The organism is Nostoc sp. ChiSLP03a, from assembly GCF_034531215.2.
Classification (GTDB): domain Bacteria; phylum Cyanobacteriota; class Cyanobacteriia; order Cyanobacteriales; family Nostocaceae; genus Nostoc.
On sequence record NZ_JAVRBQ020000046.1, the window covers coordinates 1 to 24658 of the forward strand.

Annotated in this window: 26 protein-coding genes and 1 pseudogene; 12 read left to right on the plus strand and 15 right to left on the minus strand. The window is 41.4% G+C overall.

The features are described from left to right. Positions 1 to 368 precede the first annotated feature (368 nt). Both RMY32_RS07870 and RMY32_RS07875 read right to left on the minus strand, forming a co-directional pair. Positions 369 to 719, minus strand: coding sequence for a carbon dioxide-concentrating mechanism protein CcmK (locus RMY32_RS07870; protein ID WP_322695844.1), 351 nt, complete (start codon positions 717 to 719; stop codon positions 369 to 371). A gap of 82 nt (positions 720 to 801) precedes the next feature. Next, on the minus strand, positions 802 to 1113 hold the full coding sequence (locus RMY32_RS07875; protein ID WP_322713040.1) for a BMC domain-containing protein: 312 nt from the start codon (positions 1111 to 1113) through the stop codon (positions 802 to 804). A gap of 377 nt (positions 1114 to 1490) precedes the next feature. On the opposite strand from RMY32_RS07875, the gene RMY32_RS07880 reads away from it, so the two are divergent. Next, complete coding sequence (locus RMY32_RS07880) at positions 1491 to 2384, plus strand: alpha/beta hydrolase (protein WP_322713041.1); 894 nt, start codon at positions 1491 to 1493, stop codon at positions 2382 to 2384. Positions 2385 to 2589: 205 nt separating this feature from the next. Here RMY32_RS07880 and RMY32_RS07885 read toward each other — a convergent pair whose 3' ends face one another. Genes RMY32_RS07885 through RMY32_RS07895 form a run of 3 tightly spaced genes read right to left on the minus strand, consistent with a single transcriptional unit; the run spans position 2590 to position 4272 of the window. Then, positions 2590 to 2979 carry a tautomerase family protein gene (locus tag RMY32_RS07885; protein WP_322713042.1) on the minus strand — a complete coding sequence of 130 codons (390 nt, stop codon included), beginning with the start codon at positions 2977 to 2979 and terminating at the stop codon, positions 2590 to 2592. Between the two features lie 28 nt (positions 2980 to 3007). Further along, positions 3008 to 3637: a hypothetical protein gene (locus RMY32_RS07890; protein ID WP_322713043.1), complete on the minus strand. Its 630-nt coding sequence runs from the start codon at positions 3635 to 3637 to the stop codon at positions 3008 to 3010. A 2-nt stretch (positions 3638 to 3639) separates the two neighbouring features. Continuing rightward, complete coding sequence (locus tag RMY32_RS07895) at positions 3640 to 4272, minus strand: ParA family protein (RefSeq protein ID WP_322671549.1); 633 nt, start codon at positions 4270 to 4272, stop codon at positions 3640 to 3642. A gap of 297 nt (positions 4273 to 4569) precedes the next feature. Between RMY32_RS07895 and RMY32_RS07900 the strand changes: the two genes are divergently transcribed. The 3 genes from RMY32_RS07900 (at position 4570) to RMY32_RS07910 (ending at position 6966) form a co-directional block, all read left to right on the plus strand. Beyond that, entirely contained in the window at positions 4570 to 5952 is a 1383-nt protein-coding gene (locus RMY32_RS07900) for a cytochrome P450 (protein ID WP_322713044.1), read from the plus strand. A 110-nt stretch (positions 5953 to 6062) separates the two neighbouring features. After that, on the plus strand, positions 6063 to 6356 hold the full coding sequence (locus RMY32_RS07905; RefSeq protein WP_322713046.1) for a type II toxin-antitoxin system HigB family toxin: 294 nt from the start codon (positions 6063 to 6065) through the stop codon (positions 6354 to 6356). A 202-nt stretch (positions 6357 to 6558) separates the two neighbouring features. Further along, the gene (locus RMY32_RS07910; protein WP_322713047.1) at positions 6559 to 6966 is read left to right on the plus strand and encodes a transcriptional regulator; all 408 of its coding nucleotides are present in this window, start codon (positions 6559 to 6561) and stop codon (positions 6964 to 6966) included. 199 nt (positions 6967 to 7165) lie between these two features. Here RMY32_RS07910 and RMY32_RS07915 read toward each other — a convergent pair whose 3' ends face one another. The 4 genes from RMY32_RS07915 to RMY32_RS07930 form a co-directional block, all read right to left on the minus strand. Next, a complete protein-coding gene (locus RMY32_RS07915; RefSeq protein WP_322713048.1) occupies positions 7166 to 7858 on the minus strand; it encodes a PD-(D/E)XK nuclease family protein in 693 nt (230 codons plus the stop codon). Further along, on the minus strand, positions 7848 to 8189 hold the full coding sequence (locus tag RMY32_RS07920; protein WP_322713049.1) for a type II toxin-antitoxin system RelE/ParE family toxin: 342 nt from the start codon (positions 8187 to 8189) through the stop codon (positions 7848 to 7850). Before RMY32_RS07920 ends, RMY32_RS07915 begins: the two co-directional genes overlap by 11 nt. After that, positions 8186 to 8413 (minus strand): hypothetical protein, encoded by a 228-nt coding sequence (locus RMY32_RS07925; RefSeq protein ID WP_322713050.1) that lies wholly within the window; start codon positions 8411 to 8413, stop codon positions 8186 to 8188. The genes RMY32_RS07920 and RMY32_RS07925 overlap by 4 nt, the downstream gene beginning before the upstream one ends. A gap of 103 nt (positions 8414 to 8516) precedes the next feature. Beyond that, positions 8517 to 8690, minus strand: a complete 174-nt coding sequence (locus RMY32_RS07930; protein ID WP_322713051.1) for a hypothetical protein — start codon at positions 8688 to 8690, stop codon at positions 8517 to 8519. A 169-nt stretch (positions 8691 to 8859) separates the two neighbouring features. Here RMY32_RS07930 and RMY32_RS07935 point away from each other — a divergent pair, with 169 nt between their 5' ends. After that, entirely contained in the window at positions 8860 to 12009 is a 3150-nt protein-coding gene (locus RMY32_RS07935) for a tetratricopeptide repeat protein (protein ID WP_322713052.1), read from the plus strand. 35 nt (positions 12010 to 12044) lie between these two features. On the opposite strand, the gene RMY32_RS07940 is transcribed toward RMY32_RS07935, so the two are convergent. Then, positions 12045 to 12215 carry a hypothetical protein gene (locus RMY32_RS07940; RefSeq protein WP_322713053.1) on the minus strand — a complete coding sequence of 57 codons (171 nt, stop codon included), beginning with the start codon at positions 12213 to 12215 and terminating at the stop codon, positions 12045 to 12047. A 170-nt stretch (positions 12216 to 12385) separates the two neighbouring features. Between RMY32_RS07940 and RMY32_RS07945 the strand changes: the two genes are divergently transcribed. Further along, positions 12386 to 13225 (plus strand): Rpn family recombination-promoting nuclease/putative transposase, encoded by an 840-nt coding sequence (locus RMY32_RS07945; protein ID WP_322713070.1) that lies wholly within the window; start codon positions 12386 to 12388, stop codon positions 13223 to 13225. A 111-nt stretch (positions 13226 to 13336) separates the two neighbouring features. On the opposite strand, the gene RMY32_RS07950 is transcribed toward RMY32_RS07945, so the two are convergent. Both RMY32_RS07950 and RMY32_RS07955 read right to left on the minus strand, forming a co-directional pair. Then, positions 13337 to 13765, minus strand: a complete 429-nt coding sequence (locus tag RMY32_RS07950) for a hypothetical protein (RefSeq protein ID WP_322713054.1) — start codon at positions 13763 to 13765, stop codon at positions 13337 to 13339. A 38-nt stretch (positions 13766 to 13803) separates the two neighbouring features. Continuing rightward, complete coding sequence (locus tag RMY32_RS07955) at positions 13804 to 15612, minus strand: ABC transporter ATP-binding protein (RefSeq protein ID WP_322713056.1); 1809 nt, start codon at positions 15610 to 15612, stop codon at positions 13804 to 13806. Positions 15613 to 15852: 240 nt separating this feature from the next. On the opposite strand from RMY32_RS07955, the gene RMY32_RS07960 reads away from it, so the two are divergent. The 3 genes from RMY32_RS07960 to RMY32_RS07970 all read left to right on the plus strand — a co-directional run bounded on the left by RMY32_RS07960 (position 15853) and on the right by RMY32_RS07970 (position 19395). After that, entirely contained in the window at positions 15853 to 16701 is an 849-nt protein-coding gene (locus RMY32_RS07960) for a prohibitin family protein (RefSeq protein ID WP_322713057.1), read from the plus strand. A gap of 276 nt (positions 16702 to 16977) precedes the next feature. Then, the gene (locus tag RMY32_RS07965; RefSeq protein ID WP_322713059.1) at positions 16978 to 17394 is read left to right on the plus strand and encodes a DUF1824 family protein; all 417 of its coding nucleotides are present in this window, start codon (positions 16978 to 16980) and stop codon (positions 17392 to 17394) included. A 72-nt stretch (positions 17395 to 17466) separates the two neighbouring features. Continuing rightward, positions 17467 to 19395 carry an ABC-F family ATP-binding cassette domain-containing protein gene (locus RMY32_RS07970; RefSeq protein WP_322713060.1) on the plus strand — a complete coding sequence of 643 codons (1929 nt, stop codon included), beginning with the start codon at positions 17467 to 17469 and terminating at the stop codon, positions 19393 to 19395. A gap of 103 nt (positions 19396 to 19498) precedes the next feature. On the opposite strand, the gene RMY32_RS07975 is transcribed toward RMY32_RS07970, so the two are convergent. After that, a complete protein-coding gene (locus tag RMY32_RS07975; protein WP_174708855.1) occupies positions 19499 to 19783 on the minus strand; it encodes a peptidase in 285 nt (94 codons plus the stop codon). A gap of 561 nt (positions 19784 to 20344) precedes the next feature. Between RMY32_RS07975 and RMY32_RS07980 the strand changes: the two genes are divergently transcribed. Beyond that, complete coding sequence (locus RMY32_RS07980; protein ID WP_322713061.1) at positions 20345 to 20803, plus strand: DUF4363 domain-containing protein; 459 nt, start codon at positions 20345 to 20347, stop codon at positions 20801 to 20803. 318 nt (positions 20804 to 21121) lie between these two features. Here RMY32_RS07980 and RMY32_RS07985 read toward each other — a convergent pair whose 3' ends face one another. After that, on the minus strand, positions 21122 to 21343 hold the full coding sequence (locus RMY32_RS07985; protein ID WP_322713063.1) for a hypothetical protein: 222 nt from the start codon (positions 21341 to 21343) through the stop codon (positions 21122 to 21124). A 168-nt stretch (positions 21344 to 21511) separates the two neighbouring features. On the opposite strand from RMY32_RS07985, the gene RMY32_RS07990 reads away from it, so the two are divergent. Together RMY32_RS07990 and RMY32_RS07995 are read left to right on the plus strand one after the other, a co-directional pair. After that, the gene (locus RMY32_RS07990) at positions 21512 to 21826 is read left to right on the plus strand and encodes a hypothetical protein (RefSeq protein ID WP_322713065.1); all 315 of its coding nucleotides are present in this window, start codon (positions 21512 to 21514) and stop codon (positions 21824 to 21826) included. A 93-nt stretch (positions 21827 to 21919) separates the two neighbouring features. Then, positions 21920 to 24169: pseudogene (locus RMY32_RS07995) on the plus strand (NB-ARC domain-containing protein); the annotation flags it as partial. 113 nt (positions 24170 to 24282) lie between these two features. On the opposite strand, the gene RMY32_RS08000 reads toward RMY32_RS07995, so the two are convergent. After that, positions 24283 to 24516 (minus strand): AbrB/MazE/SpoVT family DNA-binding domain-containing protein, encoded by a 234-nt coding sequence (locus tag RMY32_RS08000; RefSeq protein WP_322713069.1) that lies wholly within the window; start codon positions 24514 to 24516, stop codon positions 24283 to 24285. Between the last annotated feature and the right edge of the window lie 142 nt (positions 24517 to 24658).

The window sequence follows — 24658 nt, forward strand, 5'->3', positions numbered from 1 at the left end:
CCCTTACTCAACTACGTCAAAAGCTAGCTTCTGTCCTAGAAACAATTACACCAGAATACATTGCTTCCCTTACTTCTTACGACTTTATTCTCGAAGCTTTATTTAGCGCAGCTTCATAAAGAATTGGTATAAGTTATTCTGAAAGCTTTTATATTTATAAAAATGAACAGTCAACAGTCAATATTGGTTTTGACTATTGACTCTAACTGTTGTTTTCTCTCTGCTTCCAAATTCAACTTATGCAAAATCTAAAAACAGAAGAAATATAATCCTCTAAAGTTTTGATAGTCAGAAGCCTGACAAAAAACTTCTCTTTAAATTCATTTATGGGAAGTTTTTGTTTTGAATTTCCCCGCAGGAGGTTAAATCTATCGATTGTTCGATCTACTAACAATGGGATTTTCTACAGATTCTCGATAGCTTTGGACTTGTTCTGTGTAGCCAATTGGTAGAACAGCTTCAACGTTTTCATGGGGACGAGGAATAATCACCCAAGATTCTAGGGTACCGCCATAAACATTTTCTGCGGCTTCAATACCAGCAGCCATAGCTGTCTTTACCTCAGAAACATCGCCACGAATATTAACTGTAAAACGGGCGCTACCTACTCTGATATAACCAACGAGTGTAACTCGACCAGCTTTTACCATAGCATCTGCTGCTGCTAGCACCGCAGGAAAACCTTTAGTTTCAAGTGCTCCAACTGCCTGTAATGACATTATTAATCTCCTGTATGAACAAACTGGGGGCTACAAGTTAATTGTACGAAGCTTCGCTACAGATAATGAATAGCAAAATTGCTTAGAAGATGCGGAAAGGTTCTGATTCTTCGGTGAAATGGATTGGTAATATGGTTTCGACATTTTCTGGGGGATTGGGAACTATGTAGTGGGTAATTACTGTACCAACCTTTACTTCCTCTCCAGCCACGATTCCGGCTTCAACAGCTCTATTTACTTCAGAAACGTGTCCCCGGACGGCAACTAACAAGCGAGCGCTCTCCGCTTGACCATAATACACAATTGTAACTGCGGCAGCTTTGACCATTGCATCTGCTGCTGCTAAGACACTCGGAAAACCTAAAGTTTCAATTACGCCAACCGCCATTGGCATGGCATTAGCTCCTGGATTAAGGGATAAGCGATTTTAATTGTACGTGGCTTTAGTCCCCATTTTGACATTTTGGAAAACTTTCTTTGATGCCATATTTTTTTGGGGAGTAGAGACGCGATTAATCATGTATGTCTGTTGGGAGTTAGAATATTTTGATAGTCCCTGGCTGATGTTTTATATATATAGTATTACAAATAATACTTCAGGATCTTAGGTTGTGTAACTTGATTGTTTAACAAAATTAGTTATGGGTGGAAGCAAGCTAGTACCGCAAGGCGGAATTAAAAATTAAAAATGAATACAGCATAAGCATTTCATTGATTTGGAATGGGTGGTTTATTTTTGCCGTGTTGTACTAGTACGATCGACTGAAATTTATGTTTCCGAATTTTCTTCCTACGGCAGTTGAGCAACTCACAGAACCTACTTCGATCGCACTAGCTTGGAGTATTCAAACAACTGCGATCGCTACTCCTTTAACTAATCAACCAGTAACTACAACATTTGTCAAGCAAGGGTGTGGTGGAACTCCGATTTTATTAATTCACGGCTTTGACAGTTCTGTATTAGAATTTCGGCGGCTTTTGCCACTACTTTCTGAAGATAATGAAACTTGGGCAGTGGATTTATTGGGATTTGGATTTACAGATAGACTTTCAGGAATTGCTTATAGTCCAACTGCAATTAAAACCCATCTTTATTATTTCTGGAAAAGCCTCATTAAGCAACCTGTAATTTTGGTGGGTGCTTCGATGGGCGGTGCGACGGCGATTGATTTCACATTGGCTTACCCAGAAGTAGTCAAAAAGCTGGTGTTAATTGATAGTGCAGGATTGGCGGGTGGTTCGCCATTGAGCAAATTCATGTTTCCCCCATTAGATTATTTAGCAACTCAGTTTTTGAGTAATATGAAAGTGCGCGATCGCGTTTCTCGCATTGGATATAAAAATCCAACTCTTGCCTCTATCGATGCGTTATGTTGTGGAGCATTACATCTACAAATGCCAAGTTGGCATCAAGCTCTGATTTCTTTCACTAAAAGTGGTGGTTACAGTGCTTTTAGATTCACAGTTATATCAAAAATTGTGCAACAAACGCTAATTTTGTGGGGCGATTCCGATAAAATTTTGGGTATTAAGGATGCTATGAAATTTAAAAGAGCAATTCCACACAGTACTCTCACGTGGATTCAAGATTGTGGTCATCTCCCACACTTAGAACAACCACAAATCACGGCGCAGCATATTTTAGACTTTCGAGTTGAAAGATAGTCTAACTCTCAATAATTTTTCTGTAACGGCGACTGAAAAGTTTTTCATCTGTTACTAATGGTTTCTGTCATATACAAGGCAAGGGTTAGGGAGGGGTGACGCGGATAGTGATTGTAAGCAAGTGACTTAATAACAGGAAATTCTAGGGCTTTCACGTTAAGTTGACACCAATGATTACAATGCTCACTCTAAAAGCTCCAAAAATTTACACTTGCACTTGGTAATTGAGGTTTAATTCATCTCCTGTTGTTCCTCGAATACCCCAGTTGTGTTTTGGGGTTTCTGTAATCGTGATTTCTATATCTATAGGTGCAATTGCAACCTGTTCAGATAAGCCAGAAAATAACAACTTAATTAATTTCTTTTTCGTTTCAATAGTGCGTCCCTCAAACATACTAATTTCAATGATGATGTATTTCTCTGAACGTCCGACGGGGTAGATGAAATCATCCGGTTCGAGACGAAAGAACCGATGGATACGCTTGTCTTGAGGATATACTAGAGCTTCAACAACACAAGAATGAATTACGTCAGAAATGGCACTGCGAGAATGACGTATAAATGAAGCAGTGCCATATATTTTGATTTGTACCATTAATCTTTAACTGACTGATGAACTGACTTTAGTCAAGTAACCACATCTCATTAGAACTATCGGGATACTCATTCGGCTGATTTTGAGGTTGATTTTGAGCTAGTGTTTCTGATGATCGATATGATTTTCTGTAGTTAAGTGGATTGTAGTGGTCTTTTACTGGTTTGATCGCGCTACTTTCTTTGACAACAAGTTTAGATTTCTCTTCTGCTTTTTGTACTGCTTTTTGTTTTAAAGAATTAATTTCTTCTATAAGCTGGGAATTTGCTTCTGCAAGTTGCAGTGCTGTTTTTTTGGTTTCATCAAGTTCTTTTGTTAGCTGTTCTAGTAATGATTTTTGTTCTGATGCAAAGGTTTTTTGTTTAGATAATTTTGATTGCAAATCAGTAATTTCTTGTCCAAGAGATGCTTCATTCTTATGGCTTGTTTCTAGATTAGCTGTCAATTCTTTGACAGTTGCTTCTAAATCAGCTTTAGTAGGACTTGTGCGTTTAGTAGAAGTTGGCTCAAGTGTTTGATCTGACGATTCCTCATCAGATGCAGCCTGTTCTTCGGCTATTTTTTCGGCTGTAACCTCGATCGCAGATTCACCTTCTGGGGGTGTAATTTTTTGCGCCTCTTCTTGTAGTAAATCAGAGAGACTTTGTTTCCTAGCCATTATTATTTTCTCCAATCACGCTGTAATTCATCAGCTGCACGGCGGTAGTCTAATTCCGCCTCCCGTGCATTTCCGCCTCGCCATTGAGTAATCGCTACACCTTCTAGTGCTGCTCGTTCATGAGCTTTATAGGCACGGATGAAGGTATTACAAGTAGGAATACCCAAGCGAGTCAGAGTGTTTTTTGCTTCTTGTGCTTCCCCCAGACTGCGCGTATCGACTTTGGTGAGCAATACCCGATGGGGGGTTCCCACAGGGATGACGGCTTCCTTGACTGTTTCCACGAGGATTGCTAAATCCATTGCAGATGGGGGTGTCGGCAAAACTAGATAATCTGCGATCGCAACTACCGCCACTAATGCTTCAGAGCGCAGGGCGGGAGGTGTATCCACCACTACTAAATCGTAACCTGTTATCTTTGCTAAATCACCTAAAAGTGCGGGATCTGTTTCTTGAGATAAATCAAATCCCATTCCCTGCTGACTGCGCCCAAACCACCAACTGGCAGAACCTTGAATATCTGCATCAATCAGCAGCACCTTTTTTTTCTTCGCAAAGTTTGCAGCCAGATTGACTGCGGTAGTCGTTTTACCGACTCCTCCTTTACCGTTGAGAATAGCGATGATTTTTGGCACTGCTTACTTCCGATGCTGCCTTTTGTTAGCGGTAGCGGGGCGTTTAGCCCGTGCTGAGTTCTGAGTGCTGAGTTAGGAGAGACGCGACGCCAGTCGCTACAACGGGGGGAACCCCCGCAACGCGCTGGCTCATTAATCGCGTCTGTACAAGAGTTATTATTATCCTCTTTGTTTTCCTTTGAGTCTTCAGTTCCCAGTTTCCAGTCCCCAATGATGAATATACCGCTTTCTGTAACCCTAAGTAACATGAAAAGTCGTAACAATAAAATTCAGAAGCCATTAACTCCCTAAAATTCTATGACAACAACTTACAATTTACCCGATGGGCCTCAAATGCCGCGCTGGTTACGGATGATCAAGTTTATTAGTCAGCCAGTAAAATATGTGGATGATTTTGCTCAAACCTACGGTGACACTTTCACGATTAGGAGTAATCGCTCTGATAACCATCTAGTATATTTTAGTCAACCCCAAGCACTTGAGCAGATTTTTACTGCTGATTCTAGGCATTTTGAGGTTGGCAGGGGGAACGTAGGACTAAAATTTTTACTTGGCGATCGCTCTTTTATGTTAGCGGATGGCGATCGCCACCAGAAGCAACGGCAACTATTAACTCCTCCCTTTCATGGCGAAAGAATGCGGGCTTATGGGGAGGAAATTCGGGAAATAACTCAACAGGTGACTCATGAATGGCAAATTGGTAAACCTTTTAAGATCCGTGAGTCGATGCAAGAAATTACCTTGCGTGTTATTCTGCGGGTTGTATTTGGTTTGAATCAAGGACAGCTGTTTGAGGAACTGAGGCGATCGCTAAGTGACTTATTAGACTTCATCACTTCGCCTGTAATGTCCAGCGCTTTCTTCTTTCAATTCATGCAAAAAGATTTCGGTGCGTGGAGTCCGTGGGGCTGGGTTTTGCAACAACGGCAAAAAATCGATCGACTGATTTATGCTTTACTTCGAGAACGTCGGGCTGAACCTGAGCAAAATCGCCAAGATATCCTCAGTTTGATGATGGCGGCTCGTTACGACGATGGTCAAGGGATGTCAGATGAAGAATTACACGACGAGTTAATGACGCTGCTAGTTGCGGGACATGAAACAACTGCTTCGGCATTGACGTGGGCTTTTTACTGGATCGATCGTTTACCAGAGGTGCGTGAAAAGTTGCTAAAAGAACTCAACACCATTGGAGTTAACCACGATTTGAGTAGTGTAGGTAAATTGCCCTATTTGACAGCAGTTTGCCAAGAGACATTGCGACTTTACCCAATTGTCATGACTGCTTTCCCTCGGATTGTGAAAACCCCAATTACAATTATGGGCTACGAACTGCGAGAGGGAACGGTAATAATCCCCAGCATTTATTTAGCGCATCATCGGGAAGAAGTTTACCCACAACCCAAGCAGTTCAAACCAGAACGCTTTTTAGGAAGACAATATTCACCTTATGAATATTTACCCTTTGGTGGCGGTAATCGTCGCTGTATTGGGATGGCATTTGCTCAGTATGAAATGAAAATTGTCTTGACAACTGTTTTGTCAGAATTTCAAGTTTCGCTAGTGAATAAACGTCCCGTGCGTCCTGTGCGTCGTGGGTTAACTTTAGCTGCACCAGCCGGAATGCGGATGGTTACAACACCTCAAGTTAAGCGTGCGAATACACCAGCGTTAGTTTAGGCAACTAGGGTGAGCATTAAAACGCCCACCCTAACTTCGCAATTTGCTAAGATAATCTCCTATCCGACCAAGAGACACTCACATGAACAAATACTATGTACTAAAAATTTATGCACATTATCAGTCGTGCAAGACTTGTTGAGTTTTGGGAAAAGCACTCTAATGCACAAACTAGCCTGCGGTTATGGTACAAACTGACATCTGTAGCGGAGTGGCAGAACTTGGTAGAGTTACGCCAAACTTTTCCCTCAGCCGATCCAGTCGGTAATTTCACAGTTTTTAACAGAAGTGGTAATAATTATCGACTTATTACTTTAGTAGATTACAAATGCCAAAAAGTTTTTATTCGCCATATATTGACACATGCCGAATATGACAAAGATGAATGGAAAAATGATTGTTAGTTCGCTTGATGATAACTATTCTTTTGGGGTAACAAGTTTACAAATCATTTTTAGGCATCGAAGCCCTCAGATATAATTAATTAAAATACCCTATAAAGAACTGAAACTCTCAGATATCTGAATACTAATATGAGCATAAGTGTTTGAATTCCAATTAATCAAAATCCCTATTAGGGATTGAAACAATCAGATATCTAGCAAAATGACTCCTAAAACACCTGTTACTAAAGCGTATATTGAATTACTCAAATCATTTCCTCCTCGTCCGGTAACTTCCGAGGAAGAATTGCTGGCTACGCAACAAGTCATTGATTCTCTAATTGATAAAGGTGAATTAACATTAGATGAACAAGATTATCTCAATGTTTTAGGTACTCTGGTTTACGAGTATGAACAAAAACATCATTCTATACCTGATATTCATGGCGTAGAATTACTTCAAGCAATGATTGCCGAATTTGGTTTGCGACAGAAAGACTTAATTCCTATCTTTAAAACCGAGTCTATTGTATCTGAAGTCTTGAGTGGACAGCGGAAGCTTACAGTTAATCATATTGGCAAACTTGCAGAGTTTTTTCACATTTCGCCTGCTGCTTTTTTTGAGTCATAAGAGGAAAAACTTTACAAATTCTCATCGCATTCCGACTTGACAGCAAGGCAACTGATGTAGCAAGATGCATTTAAGTTCCTTTCGTCCCACATCTCGAAGTGGGTAGGAGGCAATGCATGATTAGCAGTATTTCTTTAACGACGATCGCAGCAATTTAAATCAAAGCACTTACCGCATCTTTGAACCAGAATCCCACTCATCAACTCCAAACACTTCTGCGTTCCCAATATTCGGCGACTCTTTTTTCCCATTGCTGCCAGTAATCTTTAATCGCTGCTGGTTCAAACCAAAATACCTCAGCTGGCATCTCTGGGATTGCCACTACCAACAAAGCATGATTTAGCTGAATGCCATAATCTCGATAATAGTTGTTAATTGCTCCAATGTATGCTGTAAGTTGCAGTGGATGTTCGTATAAATGCTCGATTGAACCTTTAGGTTTGTCTGCTGTTTTCCACTCGCAAATACAGGGGATGCCTTGATAACTGGCAATACAATCTACTTTGCCAGAATAGCTCAAATCGTAATGAAAAACGGAGCCTTCTACGAGTTTCACTGTGTCGATTTCTGCTAAAACTGGCTGAATACTTTCCCAGTAAGGGCGACTGGCTTCTGGACAAACAGGATTTTGTCCAAGGAGGTAACGCTCAATTTGTTTGTGTGTTTGGGTTCCCCGACGACTGGCGTTTGTAGATATACGGGTGGCTTCTTCTGTTCCAACACGCGCTTTCCAATTTAATAATCTGTCTCTGTCTGCTTGGGGTTTGGTGACATTAAGTATTGTGGTGATGCTAGGGAAGCGGTTCCCCTTGGCATCTACATAATATTGTTTGCCATTTTCTCTGAGGGATTTACTATTAATTTGAGGTAGGAGTTGGGTATTAAATTGCATTTGTAATTGGTAAGGGGCTAAGTCGCGCTACGCTAACGTAATTTGTAATTAAGATGGTTTTATTTCGGGAAATAACGATAAATATCTTTCCGGGTAGCACTCGCTGAAATAAGACTGTTTCTCCATCAAAAATAAGTCTAATACGATAATCGCCGACACGGATGCGATAAGCATTTTCATAACCTTGAAGTTTTTTGAAATTAGTAATTTCTTCAAAGGTTAATATTTGTGGTATTTCTTCAAAAGCAAGGTTTCTAATAGTCTCATAGTAAGGTGTACTTTTCAAAGCCTTGAGATCCTTGATAAAACTGGGTAGATATTGGCTAATCACTCTTGTTCTAGTTGTGCTAATGCTTCATCAATATTTAGAGGTATTTCATGTTCTACTGCCTTCATTGCTAAGATAAGTCCTTCATCTTCAATAGCTTCTAGCAAGCGTAGATAGTCATCAAAATCTATGACTACTTTGCGGATATTACCTTCCATATCAGTAATCAGTTCTTGAGCAAAAGGGTATTTATCAGTTTGCATTTGGGTTGTGATTTTAGTAGTCATACTATGAGTTTAGCGTTAGTAGCTGCCCAGATCCCCGACTTCTTGAAGAAGTCAGGGATCTAAATCCAGGTTAAGTAAGTGAATTCCACCCTACATATTACTTTTACTTCAAATCATCCTCGTTTGTCTCCTCTGATTCCAGCAATTCCCAAATTAGAAAGGCAATTTCTATGAAAATACCCGAACCTGGAATTAACCAGTCTGCAATTAAGGGAATTACAAATAGTAAAACTGTCACCAGCTTTTTAATATTGATAGATTTCGTTGCCTTTTGCATTTGTTTCACCTTGAATACTGAAGCAACGGTAAATTTAGGGTAGTCAGTGAAAGCAAATGCAGTTATCTGTTGGCTGTAATGGGTGAATACCCGGAGATTTAAGTTTGGGGATGCTAGATTAAGTTTGGGGATTCCCCAAACTTTGTCCAAATTTGAGCAAAAGTAACCGATGGCGCGTGTTAGCTATGGCGATGATGTTAAAACGCGGGTAAGGCTGCTGTTAGATAGGTTGTTGGCTTATGCTAATGATGAGATAGAAAACGGTGAGCGTTTTAAAATTGACTTTAATTGGCAAACACCAAAGCAATTAGTTGTGAGGACACAGCTAAGAGTTTTGGCAGAACTTGGTGGTTTAAAGATAGAACAAGTTCGAGATGCACTAAAAGCACTTGCTGAGTTTTTGGGTGTTCTAGAAGATTTGCGCGAACACAAACGAGGTTCGGAAGACTGGCATTTTAGGCTGACGCTTTGGTGCGACAAAGGCGACAAAGACGGGAATTTAAAGAAATTTGATGCAGAATGGCAACGCCGAAGAGAAGAATTACTCGGTGTGCAGCGTGCGGAAGCGAGAAAAGCTAAACCCAAGCCGACGTTTTACGAAAATATTCCTTTAAGTGGGGTGGTGGAGTTTGTTGGACGTGAAGTGGAATTGCAAAATTTCCACCAGCTTTTACAGAAAAATGAACAGGTGGCGATAGCTGCTGTTGCTGGCATGGGTGGAGTTGGTAAAACTGAACTTGCCCTACAATATGCCAGGAATCACCGCGAAACTTACAAAGGTGGAATTTGCTGGTTGCTGGCAAAATCTGGTGATGTAGGCATTCAAGTTGTGCAGTTTGCCATAACTTATCTTGATTTAAAGCTACCAGAAGGTTTGGATGTCCTTGCTCAAGTGCAATACTGCTGGCGGCATTGGCGTGAGGGCGATGTGCTGCTAGTGTTAGACGATGTTGGGGAATATCAGCAGGTTAAGCCTTATTTACCCTCGTCATCTTCCCGGTTTAAAGTGTTGATTACCACGCGCCAACGCTTGGGAGCATCTATTAAGCAATTATCTCTGGATGTATTGCAACCAGAAGCGGCGCTGGAGTTATTAAAGTCATTTTTGAAAGAAACGCCACAGCGAATTGAGCAAGAATTAGCTGTGGCAAATCAGTTGTGTGAGCGGTTGGGATATTTGCCTTTGGGTTTGGAATTAGTGGGGCGATATCTCAAGCGCAAAGTAGATGTTTCTTTAACAGAAATGTTGCGACGGTTGGAGAAAAAGCGACTAGAAAAACCCGCCTGGGATAAACCAGAAGGCGACATGACAGCACAACGGGGTGTGTTAGCAGCTTTTGAGTTGAGTTGGCAAGAATTAAACGACGATGATAAGCAGTTGGGCTGTTTATTGAGTTTATTCGCCGCCGCGCCTATATCTTGGAACTTAGTAGAACAGTGTTTACCAGAGTCAGACGAGGAAGAGTTAGAGGATATTCGGGATGAGAAGTTATTGAATTTGCATCTACTCCAGCGTAAAGATGAGGGAATTTACCAATTACATCCACTGTTGCGCGAGTTTTTCCAATATAAGCTTACAGGTTTAGAACAGGCAGAGGAATTAAAGCGAAGTTTTTGCAAGGTAATGGTGGCAGTTGCCAAGGAGATTCCTGAAACTCTAACTCCTAAGCAAATTACCGCTGTTACTCCCGCCATATCTCATATAGCTGAAGTAGCGAACAATCTCATTCAATACGTCAGCGATGATGATTTAATTTTGCCATTCATGAGTAACTCTCGATTTTACGAAGGTCAGGGATTGTATGAAAAAGCAGCACCTTGGTTAGAGGAGTCTTTAAAAGTCACTAAACAACGGCTGGGAGAAGAACATTCATTTGTTGCTGTTAGCCTCAATAATCTAGCAGAACTTTACTACTCCCAAGGAAGATACAGCGAAGCGGAACCCCTGTATCTGCAAGCTTTGGAACTATCGCGCAGGCTGCTGGGAGAAGAAGATCCTAATGTTGCACTTATCGTCAACAACCTGGTTGCACTATACAACTCCCAAGGAAAATACAGTGAAGCTGAATCCTTATTGCTGCAAGCTTTGGAATTAACGCGGCTCCTGGGAGAGGAAGATGCTAATGTTATTGCACTTAACCTCACCAACCTAGCAGAACTTTACCGTTCCCAAGGAAGATACAGCGAAGCCGAACCCCTGTGTATGCAAGTTTTGGAATTAACACGGGGTTTGCTAGGAGAGAAACATCCTAATGTTGCAAAAAACCTCAACAACCTGGCAGTACTCTATTACTCCCAAGGAAGATACAGCGAAGCCGAACCCCTGTATCTGCAAGCTTTGGAATTAACGCGGGGTTTGCTAGGAGAGGAACATCCTAATGTTGCAGAAAGCCTCAACAACCTGGCACAACTCTACTGTTCCCAAGGAAGATACAGCGAAGCTGAACCTCTGTTAGTGCAAGTTTTGGAATTAACACAACGTGTATTGGGAAAGAAACACCCTAATGTTGCACTCAGCCTCAACAATCTGGCAGTACTCTATTACTCCCAAGGAAGATACAGCGAAGCCGAACTCCTGTATCTGCAAGTTTTGGAATTATGGCGAGGCCTGTTGGGAGAGGAACATCCTAACGTTGCGCTTAACCTCAACAATCTGGCACAACTCTACCATTCCCAAGGAAGATACAGCGAAGCCGAACCCCTGTCACTACAAGCTTTGGAACTAACGCGACTCCTACTGGGAGAGGAACACCCTAATGTTGCACAAAACCTGAACAACCTGGCTACAATATATAACTCCCAAGGAAGATACGCTGAAGCCGAACCCTTATTACTGGAAGCTTTGCAACTAAGGCGACGCCTGTTGGGAGAGGAACATCCAAATGTTGCCACTACTCTCAACAACCTGGCTGCACTATATAACTCGCAAGGAAGATATAATGAAGCTGAACCCCTCTACCTGCAAACTTTAGAACTATGGCGGCGCTTGCTGGGAGAGGAACATCCTAATGTTGCACTTAACTTGAACAATCTGGGACAACTCTACAGTTCCCAAGGAAGATACAGCGAAGCCGAACCCTTATTGCTGGAAGCTTTAGAACTACGGCGGCGCTTGTTCGGAGAGTCACACCCTAATGTTGCTACTAGCCTCAACAACCTGGCTTTACTCTACCAATCCCAAGGAAGATATAGCGAAGCTGAACCCCTTTACCTGCAAGCTTTGGATATTTGTGAGCGACTGTTAGGAGTGAATCATCACAATACCGTTATTTTTCGTAAAAATCTGGCTCGTCTTCGCGATCGCCTCTCCTCACAATAGCAAAATTCAAGTTCCCAACCTCATCAATCAAGCTTCTATCTCCAAGTTTCCTGTTCTGAACTCAAAGTTTCATGTTTTAAACAAGAACGTTTCTGTTCCAAGTGAGAACGTTCCTGTTTTATACGAGAATATTCTTGTTCTAAGTGAGAACGTTCCTGTTTCAAACGAGAATATTCTTGTTCCAAATGAGAACGTTCTTGTTCCAAACGAGAATGTTCTGGTTCTGAAGTGGAATGATGGTGTTCTGAGGGCGTAGGCGTAGCCCGTCAAAGACATCGCTCCACCTAAATTGTAGAATGAGGTGCGATCTACCAAAACTTTACTAAACTAAATCCATTATCATGAGTTGCACATCTTGAGTGCATCCACTATTTCCATGTCAAAACCTGCTGATGTCAGCACCAAACGCTTAATTAGCCTCGCACCCAACAATTGGGTAAAATGGGTGACACAAATTCCTGATGTTGTTGCTGGGGAAATCCTCAATTCTGAATTTCAGTGGATTAGTAGAGAAAGTGATGTACTTATCCGCGTCGAAAGTCAAGAGTATGGAAAATTTCTCGTTCTCAATGAATTGCAATTGCGCTATAAACCCGAAATGCCACGACGGATGCGTGCCTATGCAGGGTTGGCAGAAGAAAAATATAAATTACCAACTTATCCCGTACTAATCAATATCCTCAAAACAAGTGATGTAGAAATACCCACACAATACGAGTCTAATATTGCTGGGTTACAAGTACGCCAAGATTACCGCGTTATTAATCTTTGGGAAGTAGATGTTAGCATCGCCTTTGAACAACCCTTACCTTCCTTACTTCCGTTTGTTCCAATTCTTAAAGGTGGTGGAAACGAGCCTACAATCCGAGAAGCATTGCGTTTATTGCAAACAGATGAACAATTAAATCAACTTGAAACGGTCTTAGCTTTTTTTGCTACGTTTGTATTAGATAGTGCCTTAGTCCAACAAATTATGAGGTGGGATATGACAGTATTACGTTCTTCGCCCTGGTATGAAGAAATATTCCAACGCGGACAGCGAGAAGATAGGCTATCGAGCATCGAATTAACTTTAGAAGTAAAATTTGGCAATGAAGGATTGAATTTCATGCCAATAATTTCTCAAATATCTGATATTGAAGAACTCAAGGCAATTCAACGTTCTATTCTCGCATCTGAAACTCTAGAAGAATTGAGGCTAATACTCGAAAAATAGAAAATGTAAATTAAAGTTATTAATAAATCAGGTGGCGATCGCTCCACCTAAATTTTAGAATTACGTGCGATCGCTTTTATGTGTTCGTTGATACCTTTGCGTCCCTTTGCGTTAAAAAACAATCTCCTCCCTCATCCTCTCCTCCAGCACATCTAATAACCCATCCACATCCTTCCCAACTTGCTCAAAACAAATCGGTGGTGCTGGTTCCGGTGCAAACTGAATTAACTTAATTTCCCCCTTCCCAATCCCAATCATCACAACTTCCACATCCGGTTTGTGATTCTCCACAATTCCCAAAATTTCCTGAAGCCGATTATCAACTTTATTATTTAAATTCTCTATCTGCTCTTTCGGACAATAAACAAAATGCGGCGTTGGTTGCAAATCAATACCAACAGTACCCAGACTGTCACTATTTGCTAACCACAATCCCCAAAACAGCGCCGCCAATTCCTGCTGATTTGCTTTGACAAACTTATCCAACTGGCGACGCCACTTAGTATCACCTGATTCTGGTTGACTATTACCAAAAAACATAAATAATTCGTAATGAAGACACAGACAATAGGCGAAACTTATCTCAAACCTGACTGTACGCGCCAGAGGCCGGAATAAATACCGTCTTTCTCTAGCAATTGCTCGTGGGTTCCCGACTCTACTAATTTCCCATGTTCCATGACATAAATGCAATCAGCATTGCGAATAGTGGAAAGACGATGAGCGATCGCAATTGTAGTTCTATCTACTGTAATCCGTTCTAGCGATCGCTGGATTGCTGCTTCTGTCTCATTATCCACTGCCGAAGTTGCTTCATCTAAAATCAGAATCGGGGGATTTTTGAGAACTGCACGGGCGATCGCAATCCGTTGTCTTTGTCCACCAGATAACTTTTGTCCTCTTTCCCCCACAATTGTCTCATAACCTTGGGGCAATTCGACAATAAAATCGTGCGCCTCGGCTATCTTTGCTGCCGTGATAATTTCTTGCTCTCTAGTCTCAAAACTACCATAAGCAATATTCTCCGCTACAGTGCCATGAAATAGAAAGACATCTTGACTCACCAAACCAATGCAGCGACGTAAATCTTGCAAATTCAAATTTTGCAAATCAATACCATCGAGAGTAATGCTTCCAGCTTGCACCTCGTATAACCGCAACAAAAGTTTGACTAAAGTGCTTTTACCAGAACCAGTAGAACCGACAATCGCAATAGTTTTCCCCGCCGGAACGTTTAAAGACAGATTTTTAATTACTGGAAATCTATCTTTATAGGCAAAATAAACATTGTTAAATTGCACTTCCCCGCGCACTTCATCTATAGGTAACGTCACATCACCTGTATGAATGGCGATAGGAGTATCCAATAAATTCATGACTCGATTAGTAGAAGCCATTGCCCTTTGATATTGATCGAATGTTTCGCCTAATCTAGTTAAAGGCCACAGCAATCGCTGGATTAAAAACACTAATACGCTGTAAGTACCTACAGACATGGCTCCAGTAACCGCTGCCATTCCGCCATATAAAAGTAATGCTGTGAAACCCACCAAAATTAACATCCGAATTAACGGCACAAAAGCAGCAGAAAGAGTAATTGCTCTCCTATTACTACGACGATAAGCGTCACTATCTAATTCCAAACGATAGGCTTCATAAGCTTCAGATGTGAAACTTTTAATAGTAGTAATTCCGCTGATATTGTTTGACAACCGCGAATTGAGAAAACCTACCTTTTCTCGCACATCAGCATAGCGAGGCGCAAGTAGTCGTTGATAAGCAAAAGAACCCCAGAGAATAAATGGCATCGGTGACAAAGCCATCCACGCTACACTAGGAGCCAGAATAAAGAAAGCAGCGCCAATAATTAGAACCGTTGCAGAAACTTGGATAATATCATTCGCTCCTCCATCCAAAAACCGCTCTAATTGGTTAATATCATCACTGAGGATAGACATTAAACCGCCAGTACTGCGTTCTTCAAAATAAGCCAATTCCAACTCTTGCAAATGTTTGTATGCATCCAAACGCAAGTCATGCTGAATATTCTGAGCCAAATTCCGCCAAAGTCGAGCGTAGGCGTACTCAAAAACCGATTCTAGTATCCAAATGACCACAGTCAAGAAGGAAATAATCAAAAATTGTCCAAAGACATCCCGTACCCCTAACTGTGCAATTATAGAATCCTGTTGCTTAACTACCACATCCACCGCCACGCCAATTAAGCCGGGTGGTGCCAAATCGAAAAATTTATTGAGGATAGAATAAATAGTCGCCAGCCAAATTTGTTTACGATACTCGTGTCCATACTCCAGCAAACGCTGGAGAGGATGCGTTGAATGTTTACGCCTTCTTGATACCCGATGAGATTTTAATACAGTAGCCACGGTTTTTTGCGCTTTCGTGTGACTGATATTACCACGGAACAAAGTTTTGAGTCCTAAGTCCTGAGTCTGAAATGAGAACTGGGGACTGGGGATTGGGGACTGGGGATTGGGGACTGAGGACTAGGGATTGGGGACTGGGGACAAGGGAAATAACCATATCCAATGCCTAATAACAAATGACCAATGACAAATGACCAATGACAAATGACAAATGACTAACTCAATATTGGAGAAAGTAATTTGAAAAATCAGCAATTGGGGAATTGGCAAACCACAGTTTTGGGAATTGTGTTAGCAATACTAGTGATTATTGGGCTAAATTCCTTTATCATTATTAACCCAGGACAAGCAGGAGTAATCAGCATCTTGGGTAAAGCCAGAGATGGCGCTTTATTAGAAGGTATTCACCTGAAACCGCCTTTTATTTCTGTGATAGATGTGTATGATTTGACGGTGCAAAAATTTGAAGTTCCAGCGGAGAGTTCTACTAAAGATTTACAAAATTTATCCGCGAGATTTGCAATTAACTTTCGCCTCGATCCCATACAGGTAGTTGAAGTTAGAAGAAAACAAGGAACATTAGAGAATATTGTCTCAAAAATCATTGCCCCTCAAACACAAGAAGCATTTAAAATTGCCGCAGCTAGAAGAACCGTAGAAGAAGCGATTACCAAACGAAGTGAGTTAAAAGAAGACTTCGATAATGCTTTAGGCGATCGCTTAGACAAATATGGGATAATTGTGTTAGATACTAGCGTAGTTGATTTAGCATTCTCACCAGAATTTGCCAGAGCAGTTGAAGAAAAACAAATTGCTGAACAACGGGCGCAAAGAGCCGTTTACGTAGCACGAGAAGCCGAACAAGAAGCCCAAGCAGACATTAATCGTGCCAAAGGTAGGGCAGAAGCTCAAAGACTATTAGCAGAGACACTCAAAGCCCAAGGAGGGCAGTTGGTTCTGCAAAAAGAAGCAATTGAAGCTTGGAAGACAGGCGGCGCTCAGATGCCGAAAGTCTTGGTTATGGGTAATGACTCCAAAAATGGCGTACCCTTTATATTCAACCTTGGGAATGTCCAAAATCAACCGTAAAAGGGAAGTGGGCATGAGATCGCCAAGTCTAAAATGATGGAATTTGCTCTGACCTCAGACAAATTCTACAATACATTGGACTATTTCCAATTAAAAACCTAAAATCCAAAATGGTATAAGTTGGGTTAGTACAGGTCAGTGGAAACGTTCTATTTCATTACAGCTAGAAAGCACAAAATTCAAGCATAAGTGACTTTTGACTTTTGACTTTTGCCTTGCGGTACTAGTCCCAACTCAAACACCACAGAAAAACTAACCAGAACATAGTCGAAGTTTATGTCAACCTCTAATCCTCAAAATCTCACTGCCGAAGAAGCGAAAAAATTACTGAACAAATTCAACTGTCTAGACATTGCCCCTATCCTCAACTCATCAGAAAAAATAGTAATTCGTAATGCCTTAATTTTGCTCACCAAGCTTACTGATTACCAAATTTTAGGAATTTGTGCTGATACGGCAGAAGAAGGAATATTGGCAATGAAAACCTATTCTCTGGCTTTGGGTTATGAACCACCAAACAATTTACTTACACCCGAAGGGCCAGTTTATATCAAATTAAATGGCAAAAACGGCTTGTGTTATCTTGATTCCTATGATGGACATCATCGTGGTGTATTAGTATCTTGCCAGTCTTATGACGAAGATGGAATCAACGAAATGTATGGACACCTTCCCTTGGACTTATTTGTATAGAGTTTTGCGAATGTAGGTAAGGTATTTGCCTTACCTACTCACTAATGAAAAATAATTAATGACTTCAATTTTATGAGTATTATTACACTACAATCAGTAAAAAAAGACTTTGGGATCAAGGAAATTTTAAAAGATGCTAGCTTTAGCCTTGATGCTACCGATAAAGTTGGATTAATTGGTACTAACGGTTCAGGTAAATCAACTCTATTAAAAACGATCGCTGGATTAGAATCCATTGATAGCGGTCAAATTTTAATCAACTCCGGTTCTAAAATTATCTACTTACCGCAGCAGCCAGATTTAGATGAAAATCATACAGTTTTAGAGCAAGTTTTTGCAGACAGTGGCGAACACATGGCTTTAGTACGCGAGTATGAAGAACTTTCTGATAAATTGGTTCACTATCCAGATGATAGTCAACTGATGTCTCGCCTTTCTGTGGTGATGCAACAGATGGATACGACTGGTGCTTGGGAATTAGAAACTAATGCCAAAATCATTCTGACAAAATTAGGAATTTCTGACTTTGATGCCAAGATAAGTACTTTATCTGGAGGTTATCGCAAGCGCATTGCTTTAGCATCAGCCTTGCTATCAGAACCAGATGCTTTGCTCATGGATGAACCTACAAACCATCTTGATGCTCTTTCTGTGGAATGGTTACAAAGTTATTTAAATCGCTATCGCGGCGCATTGTTTCTGATTACCCACGATCGCTATTTTCTAGATCGCGTTACCAACCGGATTATTGAAATCGACCGAGGCGACATTTACACCTATTCAGGTAACTATTCATATTACCTCGAAAAGAAAGCTTTAGCTGAAGAATCTGCCGTCAGCAGTCAACGCAAACACCAAGGCTTATTGCGCCGCGAGTTGGAATGGCTCAAAAAAGGGCCAAAAGCCAGAAGTACCAAGCAAAAAGCTCGAATTGACCGCGCTCACGCTCTGCGGGATACTGAATTTAAACAAGTTCAGGGCAAAGTTGATATTTCAACAGTTGGTCGTCGCATTGGGAAAAAGGTTATTGAGTTAGATAACATTTCTAAGGCATACAATGGACGCACTCTGATTAATAATTTCACCTACGAATTTAGTCCAGAAGACCGCATCGGCATTATTGGCGCTAATGGAGCTGGTAAATCCACTTTAATGGATATCATTACTGGACGGGTTAAGCCAGATTCCGGCATTGCCGAAATTGGTAGTACCGTTCACATCGGTTATTTTGACCAGCATTCGGAAGAATTGCTCACAGCTTTAAACGAAAATCAGCGCGTGATTGACTACATCAAAGAAGAAGGAGAATTTGTCAAAATTACCGATGGTACTCAAATTACCGCTTCGCAAATGTTGGAGCGGTTTTTGTTTCCTGGTAATCAGCAGTATGCCCCAATTAGTAAACTTTCGGGTGGGGAAAAACGCCGTTTATTTCTGTTGCGGGTTTTGATGAGTGCGCCTAATGTCTTAATTTTAGATGAACCGACAAATGATTTAGATGTTCAGACATTGGCAGTATTAGAGGATTATTTAGAAGATTTTGTCGGGTGTGTAATTGTAGTTTCTCACGATCGCTACTTTCTCGATCGCACCATCGACACAGTATTTTCCTTTGAAGAAGGCGGTAATCTGCGGCAATATCCAGGTAATTACTCGATTTATCTAGACTATAAGAAGGCTGAAGAAGCACAGCAACAAGCTGCGAACGCTAAAGAGAAACCCAAAAATGCCGAAGTCCAAAATGGTGCGGCTTCACCCAAACAGGTAGAGAATACCAAGCGGCGGAGATTATCGAATTGGGAGAAAAAAGAATTTGACCAGTTGGAAGGTAAAATTGCCGAGTTAGAGGCCCAAAAGGCGGAAACTGAGAAAACACTGGCGAATGTCTCACCGGGGAATTATAGCGAAGTGCAGAAACTCTATAATCAGGTGGAAAATCTCAAGCACGCCATCGATGTGGCGACTGAACGCTGGTTAGAATTAGCTGAAATAGAGTCTTAAAATTACTAGCTAGTAAGCCACGGCGTAAATAAACCACTCATTCAAAATCAATGAATCGCTGTTAGTAGGTGCTTTCAGGAACGTTTGCCATTAGCTTCTTAGTTTAATTATTAGGGTTTTGCCGAGTTTTTTTACCAAATAAACCAGACATATTTAATCCTGTCACCAACAATCCCAGAAGTCCTAATCCATTCAAAATTGGGTAGATTCCTTGCAGATGAAAGATTTCGCCTGTATGGATACTTAACAGGAAGCTAGCTGGAACTCCTATACCAATAGACCACTCGCGGACAAAGGTTGTTAATATTCCAGTCAGCACGGTTAACATAAGTGGCACAGATAGGATGATGCCAAGGATACGATGATACTTACGAAATGAACGTTTCATTGTATTTTTCCGGTGGTAGAAACTTTTTCCCAATACGCTAATGTAGGCTCAATATCACCTGAAATGCAAATGATATCGTGTCCGGTAAAAGACTTATCATTAAGTGCGCAGGGGGGCAGAGGGGCAGGGGAGCAGGGGAGAGGGTTTTGTATTTTCTGCACAGATGTATCGAATCACCCCCCTTAATCCCCCCTTGTCAAGCTACGGTGTATACACAAGTGTTGGTGCACAGTGTATCTATCCCGCCTCGGAATAAATTCCGAGTCTCATAACCAAAGTCCTCTAAAAGAGGACTAAACAAGAAATTTAGTTTAGTCCTCTTTTAGAGGACTTTAGCTTATCAGCCCGGAACTTTAGTTCTGGGCGGGATATTTGCTCAGTCTGGGACAAAAATATTAGCTAATATTTTTGTTGATAGTCAGCGTAAAATATGAACGCTAGTACAAGTCGGCGGAAACAAACCTACTATTTCATTACAGCCAGAAAGCCCAAAATGAAAGACTTTTGATTTCCGCTTAGTGGTACCAGTCTATACAAACGAGTTTTGATGAGGAGTTTAGAATGAATCGTTTTAATCCAGTACTGATAGTTGCTGCAATCAGCATGATGACTTTAGTTGGATGCAATCAGGCTGAAGAACCTACTGCACAAACGCCACCTGCTGGGAGTTCTGTCTCTGATACAACAGCTACTCCGGCTGCGACAACCACCTCTAATGCAGTAGCTACTCCGGCTGCGACAACCGAATTTCAAGGTCTACAAGGTGTTGTTACCAATACTAAGACCGCAGTTGAGGCGGGAGATTTTACCAAAGCGAAAGGGGAATTTGATAAATTTGATGATTTATGGTCAAAGGTTGAGGATGGAGTCAAAGCTAAATCTCCCACTACCTACAAACAAATTGAAGATAAAGCCGATGAGATTGAGGCAGGACTGAAAGCCTCTGCACCAAATAAATCGAATTTGTCAACAGCTTTAGGGGTTCTTAACAAGGATGTTACTAGTGTAGCCAAGCCTTAAGAGCCATAATACATAGACTGAGTATTTGTTGGCTAGTTTGCTAGTAGTACGTCAAGTTGAAATTGATAGATAAGCAAGTTTGTAGTAAGGACTTTAGTCCTGATTATTTTAAGCACTAAAGTGCTTACTACAAGCTATCAAAATTAACTTAGACATTGTACATCCCTTCTTTGCTTGCGAAGATGTGAGACAAAGCGTAACTTTGATGGGATGGGGTTTTTCTTGTTTGGATCGCACTTCCACAACACGCTACTATCTCTGATAAACTGCGTAGTTTACCGCCGTAGGCATCGCCGCTGCTTAACACACCCTACCATTTCATCTTTTACTTTTGAGCTTTGGAGAAGCGTTTTTCTCCTTTTTATCTTGCAAGCTGCGAATTTTAACCAGCACTGAAATATATTGTTGAGTCATCCAAATCAACGCCTCAATGGATGATTTACCTTGGTCAATCTGGCTTTTAGCTTGAAAAGGAATCAAGAATAGTTGCATTGCCAGCAACAAACCAATGGTTTTACCGAGAATTTGACGGACTTGCATTTGGTTATGCCCCAAAGAGTTGATAGATATAGGTTCTCTTTGGGGTTGTGCCCTGATGCAAATACCCTAATCTTGCTGAAAATGCCTTAGAATCTGGATTACATGAGTTTGGGGTGGTAGTTTCAATCTGGGGTAGCCCCAAATTTCTTACTCAATTTTTTGGATGTAATGCCACGAGAATCTACTAAAGGCCCTGTAATTCAAAAGCGAGTCAAGCGTCTCTTAGAGGCGTTGCTTTGTTTTGCCGATGGAGATTTTGAGGACGGTAACTTTAAAATTGAGTTTGACTGGAAAGAAGCAGACAGCGCTAACCCCAAGCTGACTGTGCAGACTACGTTAGTTGCGTTGGAGTTGCTGACCCAAAAAGACAAATATCCTGGCAAGTTAACTAAAGCGCAAATTCGAGAAGCGCTGAATTTGCTGAAGGTTTTCTTGAAGATTCTGGAAGATAACCGTCTGCAAACCAAGGGTGTTGAGGAATGACACTTTACACTCAAGCTATGGTCAAGAGATAGGGAAAGGAACTTAAAACAATTTGATGAAGCTTGGGAAAGTAGTAGACCAGAGAAATCGAAATTAAATAACCCCTCTCCAAACCTCTCCCCCACAGGGAGAGAGGCTTTGAATGTTCCCCCTTCCATCGTAGGGAAGGGGGTTAGGGGGTTAGGTCACATACAAATATTTCAAGCGCCACCTTTACCCGCACACTTTGTAGAACGCCCAGAGTACAGCGATGATTTAAAAACTCGTCTTTTAAATGGTTCGTCGTCTGATAGTCGCACTTTAGTAATTACTGCGATTCACGGTTTGGGTTCGGTGGGCAAATCTACTTTAGCTGCGGCTTTAGCCCATAATGCAGAAATACAATCTCGTTTTGGTGATGGCATTCTTTGGGCAACATTAGGTCAACAACCCAATGTGCTGGCTTTACTTAGTGGCTGGGTGCAAGCATTAAAAGACTATAGCTTTAAACCTACAAGTATAGAAGCAACTTCCTTGCATTTGCGGACTCTGCTTTATGACAAGGCTGCGTTGCTGGTGGTGGATGATGCTTGGAATACCGAAGATGCACGAGCATTTAATTTTGGTGGTGCGCGTTGTCAAGTTTTAGTAACTACTCGTGAAGGTCACATTGCCGATGCGTTAGCAGCCAGCACCTACAGTCTGGATATAATGAAACCAGACCAGGCAATGGAATTGCTGACCAAGAAATTAAGACGCGAGATTACAGGCACAGAACGTCACTCAGCAGAAAATTTAGCCAAAGGCGTTGGTTATCTTCCCCTAGCATTGGAACTTGCAGCCGCCGAAGTAGACTGTGGTACGACTTGGAATGAACTGTTGGCGGATATTCAGCAAGAAGTAGCCAGATTAACAAGTTTTGACCGACCGGAAGCCGAAGAAATTACTGATGAGGCTAGTTTAAAACGCCTGAGTTTAACCGCATCATTAAATTTGAGTGTCAAGAGAATGCCACCAGAAAAGCAGCAACATTTCTCTTGGTTAGGGATATTGCCGGAGGATGTCAACATTAATAAGATGATGGCGGCAACGCTGTGGCAGATGGATAAGCGTGATGCTGCCAAGATGTTGCAATATTTACGGAATAAAGCATTGCTATTAACAGGAGTACCGCTTGCTGATGGTATGCCTACCTATCGCTTACATGACTTATTCCACGATTTAGCGTGTAATTTGTTAACCGCTCCCTCACAGCCAAAGCGCTCAGGAGATTTGGCTGGGTTGGGTTTAAACCTTGCTGATGTTCACGCTGCTTTTTTAAAGAAGTATCGGCAGAAAACCCAGAATGGTTTATGGCATACCTTACTCGATAATGGTTACATTCATCAGTATTTAGTTTGGCATTTGGAAAAGGCTGGACAGTTAGAAGAGATTCACTCCTTATTGCGGGAAGAGTCTGCAACTGGAAGCAATGGCTGGTATGAAGTGCGAGAACAATTGGCACAAACTGGCGGTTACATTACAGATATTTCTCGTGCCTGGGAACTAGCAGAAGCGAGTTTTAATAAATTGACCTTGTCCCAAGTTGTGAGTTTGCAATGTCGCTATGCTTTGATTACTGCATCTCTAAATAGTTTGGCAGCTAATGTACCAGTAAAACTCCTGGTTGCGCTAGTCAAAAACAATTTCTGGACTCCTGAACAAGGACTAGCTAACGCTTTACAAAACCCAAATCAAGAAGAGAAAGCAAGCTCTCTTACAGAGTTAATAAATTATTTACAGCCAAATTTTAAAGAACTAGCATTGCAAAAAGCGCTATCTACTGTGAGAGGGATTGAATCAGAGAGATACCGTGTTTCAGCCTTAAGTGCCTTAGCAGCGAATCTGCCACTAGAATTGTTACCAGAAGCACTAGCTACGGCCAAAGCAATTCAAGACGAGCAATATCGAGCCTATGCCCTGAGTGCTTTAGCCGAAAATCTGCCATCAGAATTGTTGCCAGAAGTGCTAACTACCGCGAAAGCCATTCAACATGAGAGGTATCGGGCCTATGCTCCGAGTGCTTTAGCTGAGAATCTGTCACCAGAATTATTGCCACAGGCTCTTGCTGCTGCAACGGCAATTCAGAATCAGAGGTATCGTGCCAATGTCTTGAGTGCCTTAGCTCACAGTTTGTCACAAATGCCAAATGCCAAACTTTTTTCCCTTTGGCAAGATACACTTCATGAGCGATCCTTTCATACTCGCTCTAATTTGCTGCCAGATATCGAAGCATTGTTTCCAGTTATATTTGCATTAGGTGGTGAAGCCGCAATGGCACAAGTTGCCCGTGCAATTGTTGATGTGGCGCGATGGTGGAAATAATTCGTAATTTAAGAGAGTTAGATTTAACTTGCATCTGTAGCCTGATTTTGGTCAATTGGTATAAGGGGATGCAGGATCTATAGTTTTAAGCAAAGTGCGATCGCCTTTTACAGCTACTCAACCCAATTCTCTCTGGTATCCATGAGTGGGCGATCGCAATTAGTCATGAAATCATCAGAGAAATTGTCTAGACTGTCGATGAGAGATTGCCAGGGGTTATCTTTGGCAATGAGAACAATAGCGTTACCAATTTTTTTGATATGGACTTCTGTGCCAGTGAGTTGACAATCTTCCGGTAAAATAACAACTTGGTGAATGCCATCAGTGCTGAGTTTGGCGGTGTTCATGATATTAACCCAAGTTGCTAGTTATGCTTGCAGGTGTTCAGGTGGCATTGCATAAGCAATAAAATCCCCTCCAGAGGAAAAATTAGGAGGGGTAATGTTAAACGAAATAATTACAATTTATGCTATCACTGATGACCTATTG

Coding starts and splice junctions, on each gene's coding strand:
- RMY32_RS07975 (WP_174708855.1), bottom strand. CDS start 19,783: ATGAAACGTTCATTTCGTAAGTATCATCGTATCCTTGGCATCATCCTA.
- RMY32_RS07980 (WP_322713061.1), top strand. CDS start 20,345: ATGAATCGTTTTAATCCAGTACTGATAGTTGCTGCAATCAGCATGATG.
- RMY32_RS07910 (WP_322713047.1), top strand. CDS start 6,559: ATGACTCCTAAAACACCTGTTACTAAAGCGTATATTGAATTACTCAAA.
- RMY32_RS07965 (WP_322713059.1), top strand. CDS start 16,978: ATGTCAACCTCTAATCCTCAAAATCTCACTGCCGAAGAAGCGAAAAAA.
- RMY32_RS07880 (WP_322713041.1), top strand. CDS start 1,491: ATGTTTCCGAATTTTCTTCCTACGGCAGTTGAGCAACTCACAGAACCT.
- RMY32_RS08000 (WP_322713069.1), bottom strand. CDS start 24,516: ATGAACACCGCCAAACTCAGCACTGATGGCATTCACCAAGTTGTTATT.
- RMY32_RS07900 (WP_322713044.1), top strand. CDS start 4,570: ATGACAACAACTTACAATTTACCCGATGGGCCTCAAATGCCGCGCTGG.
- RMY32_RS07875 (WP_322713040.1), bottom strand. CDS start 1,113: ATGCCAATGGCGGTTGGCGTAATTGAAACTTTAGGTTTTCCGAGTGTC.
- RMY32_RS07870 (WP_322695844.1), bottom strand. CDS start 719: ATGTCATTACAGGCAGTTGGAGCACTTGAAACTAAAGGTTTTCCTGCG.
- RMY32_RS07935 (WP_322713052.1), top strand. CDS start 8,860: ATGGCGCGTGTTAGCTATGGCGATGATGTTAAAACGCGGGTAAGGCTG.
- RMY32_RS07930 (WP_322713051.1), bottom strand. CDS start 8,690: ATGCAAAAGGCAACGAAATCTATCAATATTAAAAAGCTGGTGACAGTT.
- RMY32_RS07950 (WP_322713054.1), bottom strand. CDS start 13,765: ATGTTTTTTGGTAATAGTCAACCAGAATCAGGTGATACTAAGTGGCGT.
- RMY32_RS07905 (WP_322713046.1), top strand. CDS start 6,063: ATGCACATTATCAGTCGTGCAAGACTTGTTGAGTTTTGGGAAAAGCAC.
- RMY32_RS07890 (WP_322713043.1), bottom strand. CDS start 3,637: ATGGCTAGGAAACAAAGTCTCTCTGATTTACTACAAGAAGAGGCGCAA.
- RMY32_RS07945 (WP_322713070.1), top strand. CDS start 12,386: ATGTCAAAACCTGCTGATGTCAGCACCAAACGCTTAATTAGCCTCGCA.
- RMY32_RS07885 (WP_322713042.1), bottom strand. CDS start 2,979: ATGGTACAAATCAAAATATATGGCACTGCTTCATTTATACGTCATTCT.
- RMY32_RS07990 (WP_322713065.1), top strand. CDS start 21,512: ATGCCACGAGAATCTACTAAAGGCCCTGTAATTCAAAAGCGAGTCAAG.
- RMY32_RS07925 (WP_322713050.1), bottom strand. CDS start 8,413: ATGACTACTAAAATCACAACCCAAATGCAAACTGATAAATACCCTTTT.
- RMY32_RS07985 (WP_322713063.1), bottom strand. CDS start 21,343: ATGCAAGTCCGTCAAATTCTCGGTAAAACCATTGGTTTGTTGCTGGCA.
- RMY32_RS07970 (WP_322713060.1), top strand. CDS start 17,467: ATGAGTATTATTACACTACAATCAGTAAAAAAAGACTTTGGGATCAAG.
- RMY32_RS07915 (WP_322713048.1), bottom strand. CDS start 7,858: ATGCAATTTAATACCCAACTCCTACCTCAAATTAATAGTAAATCCCTC.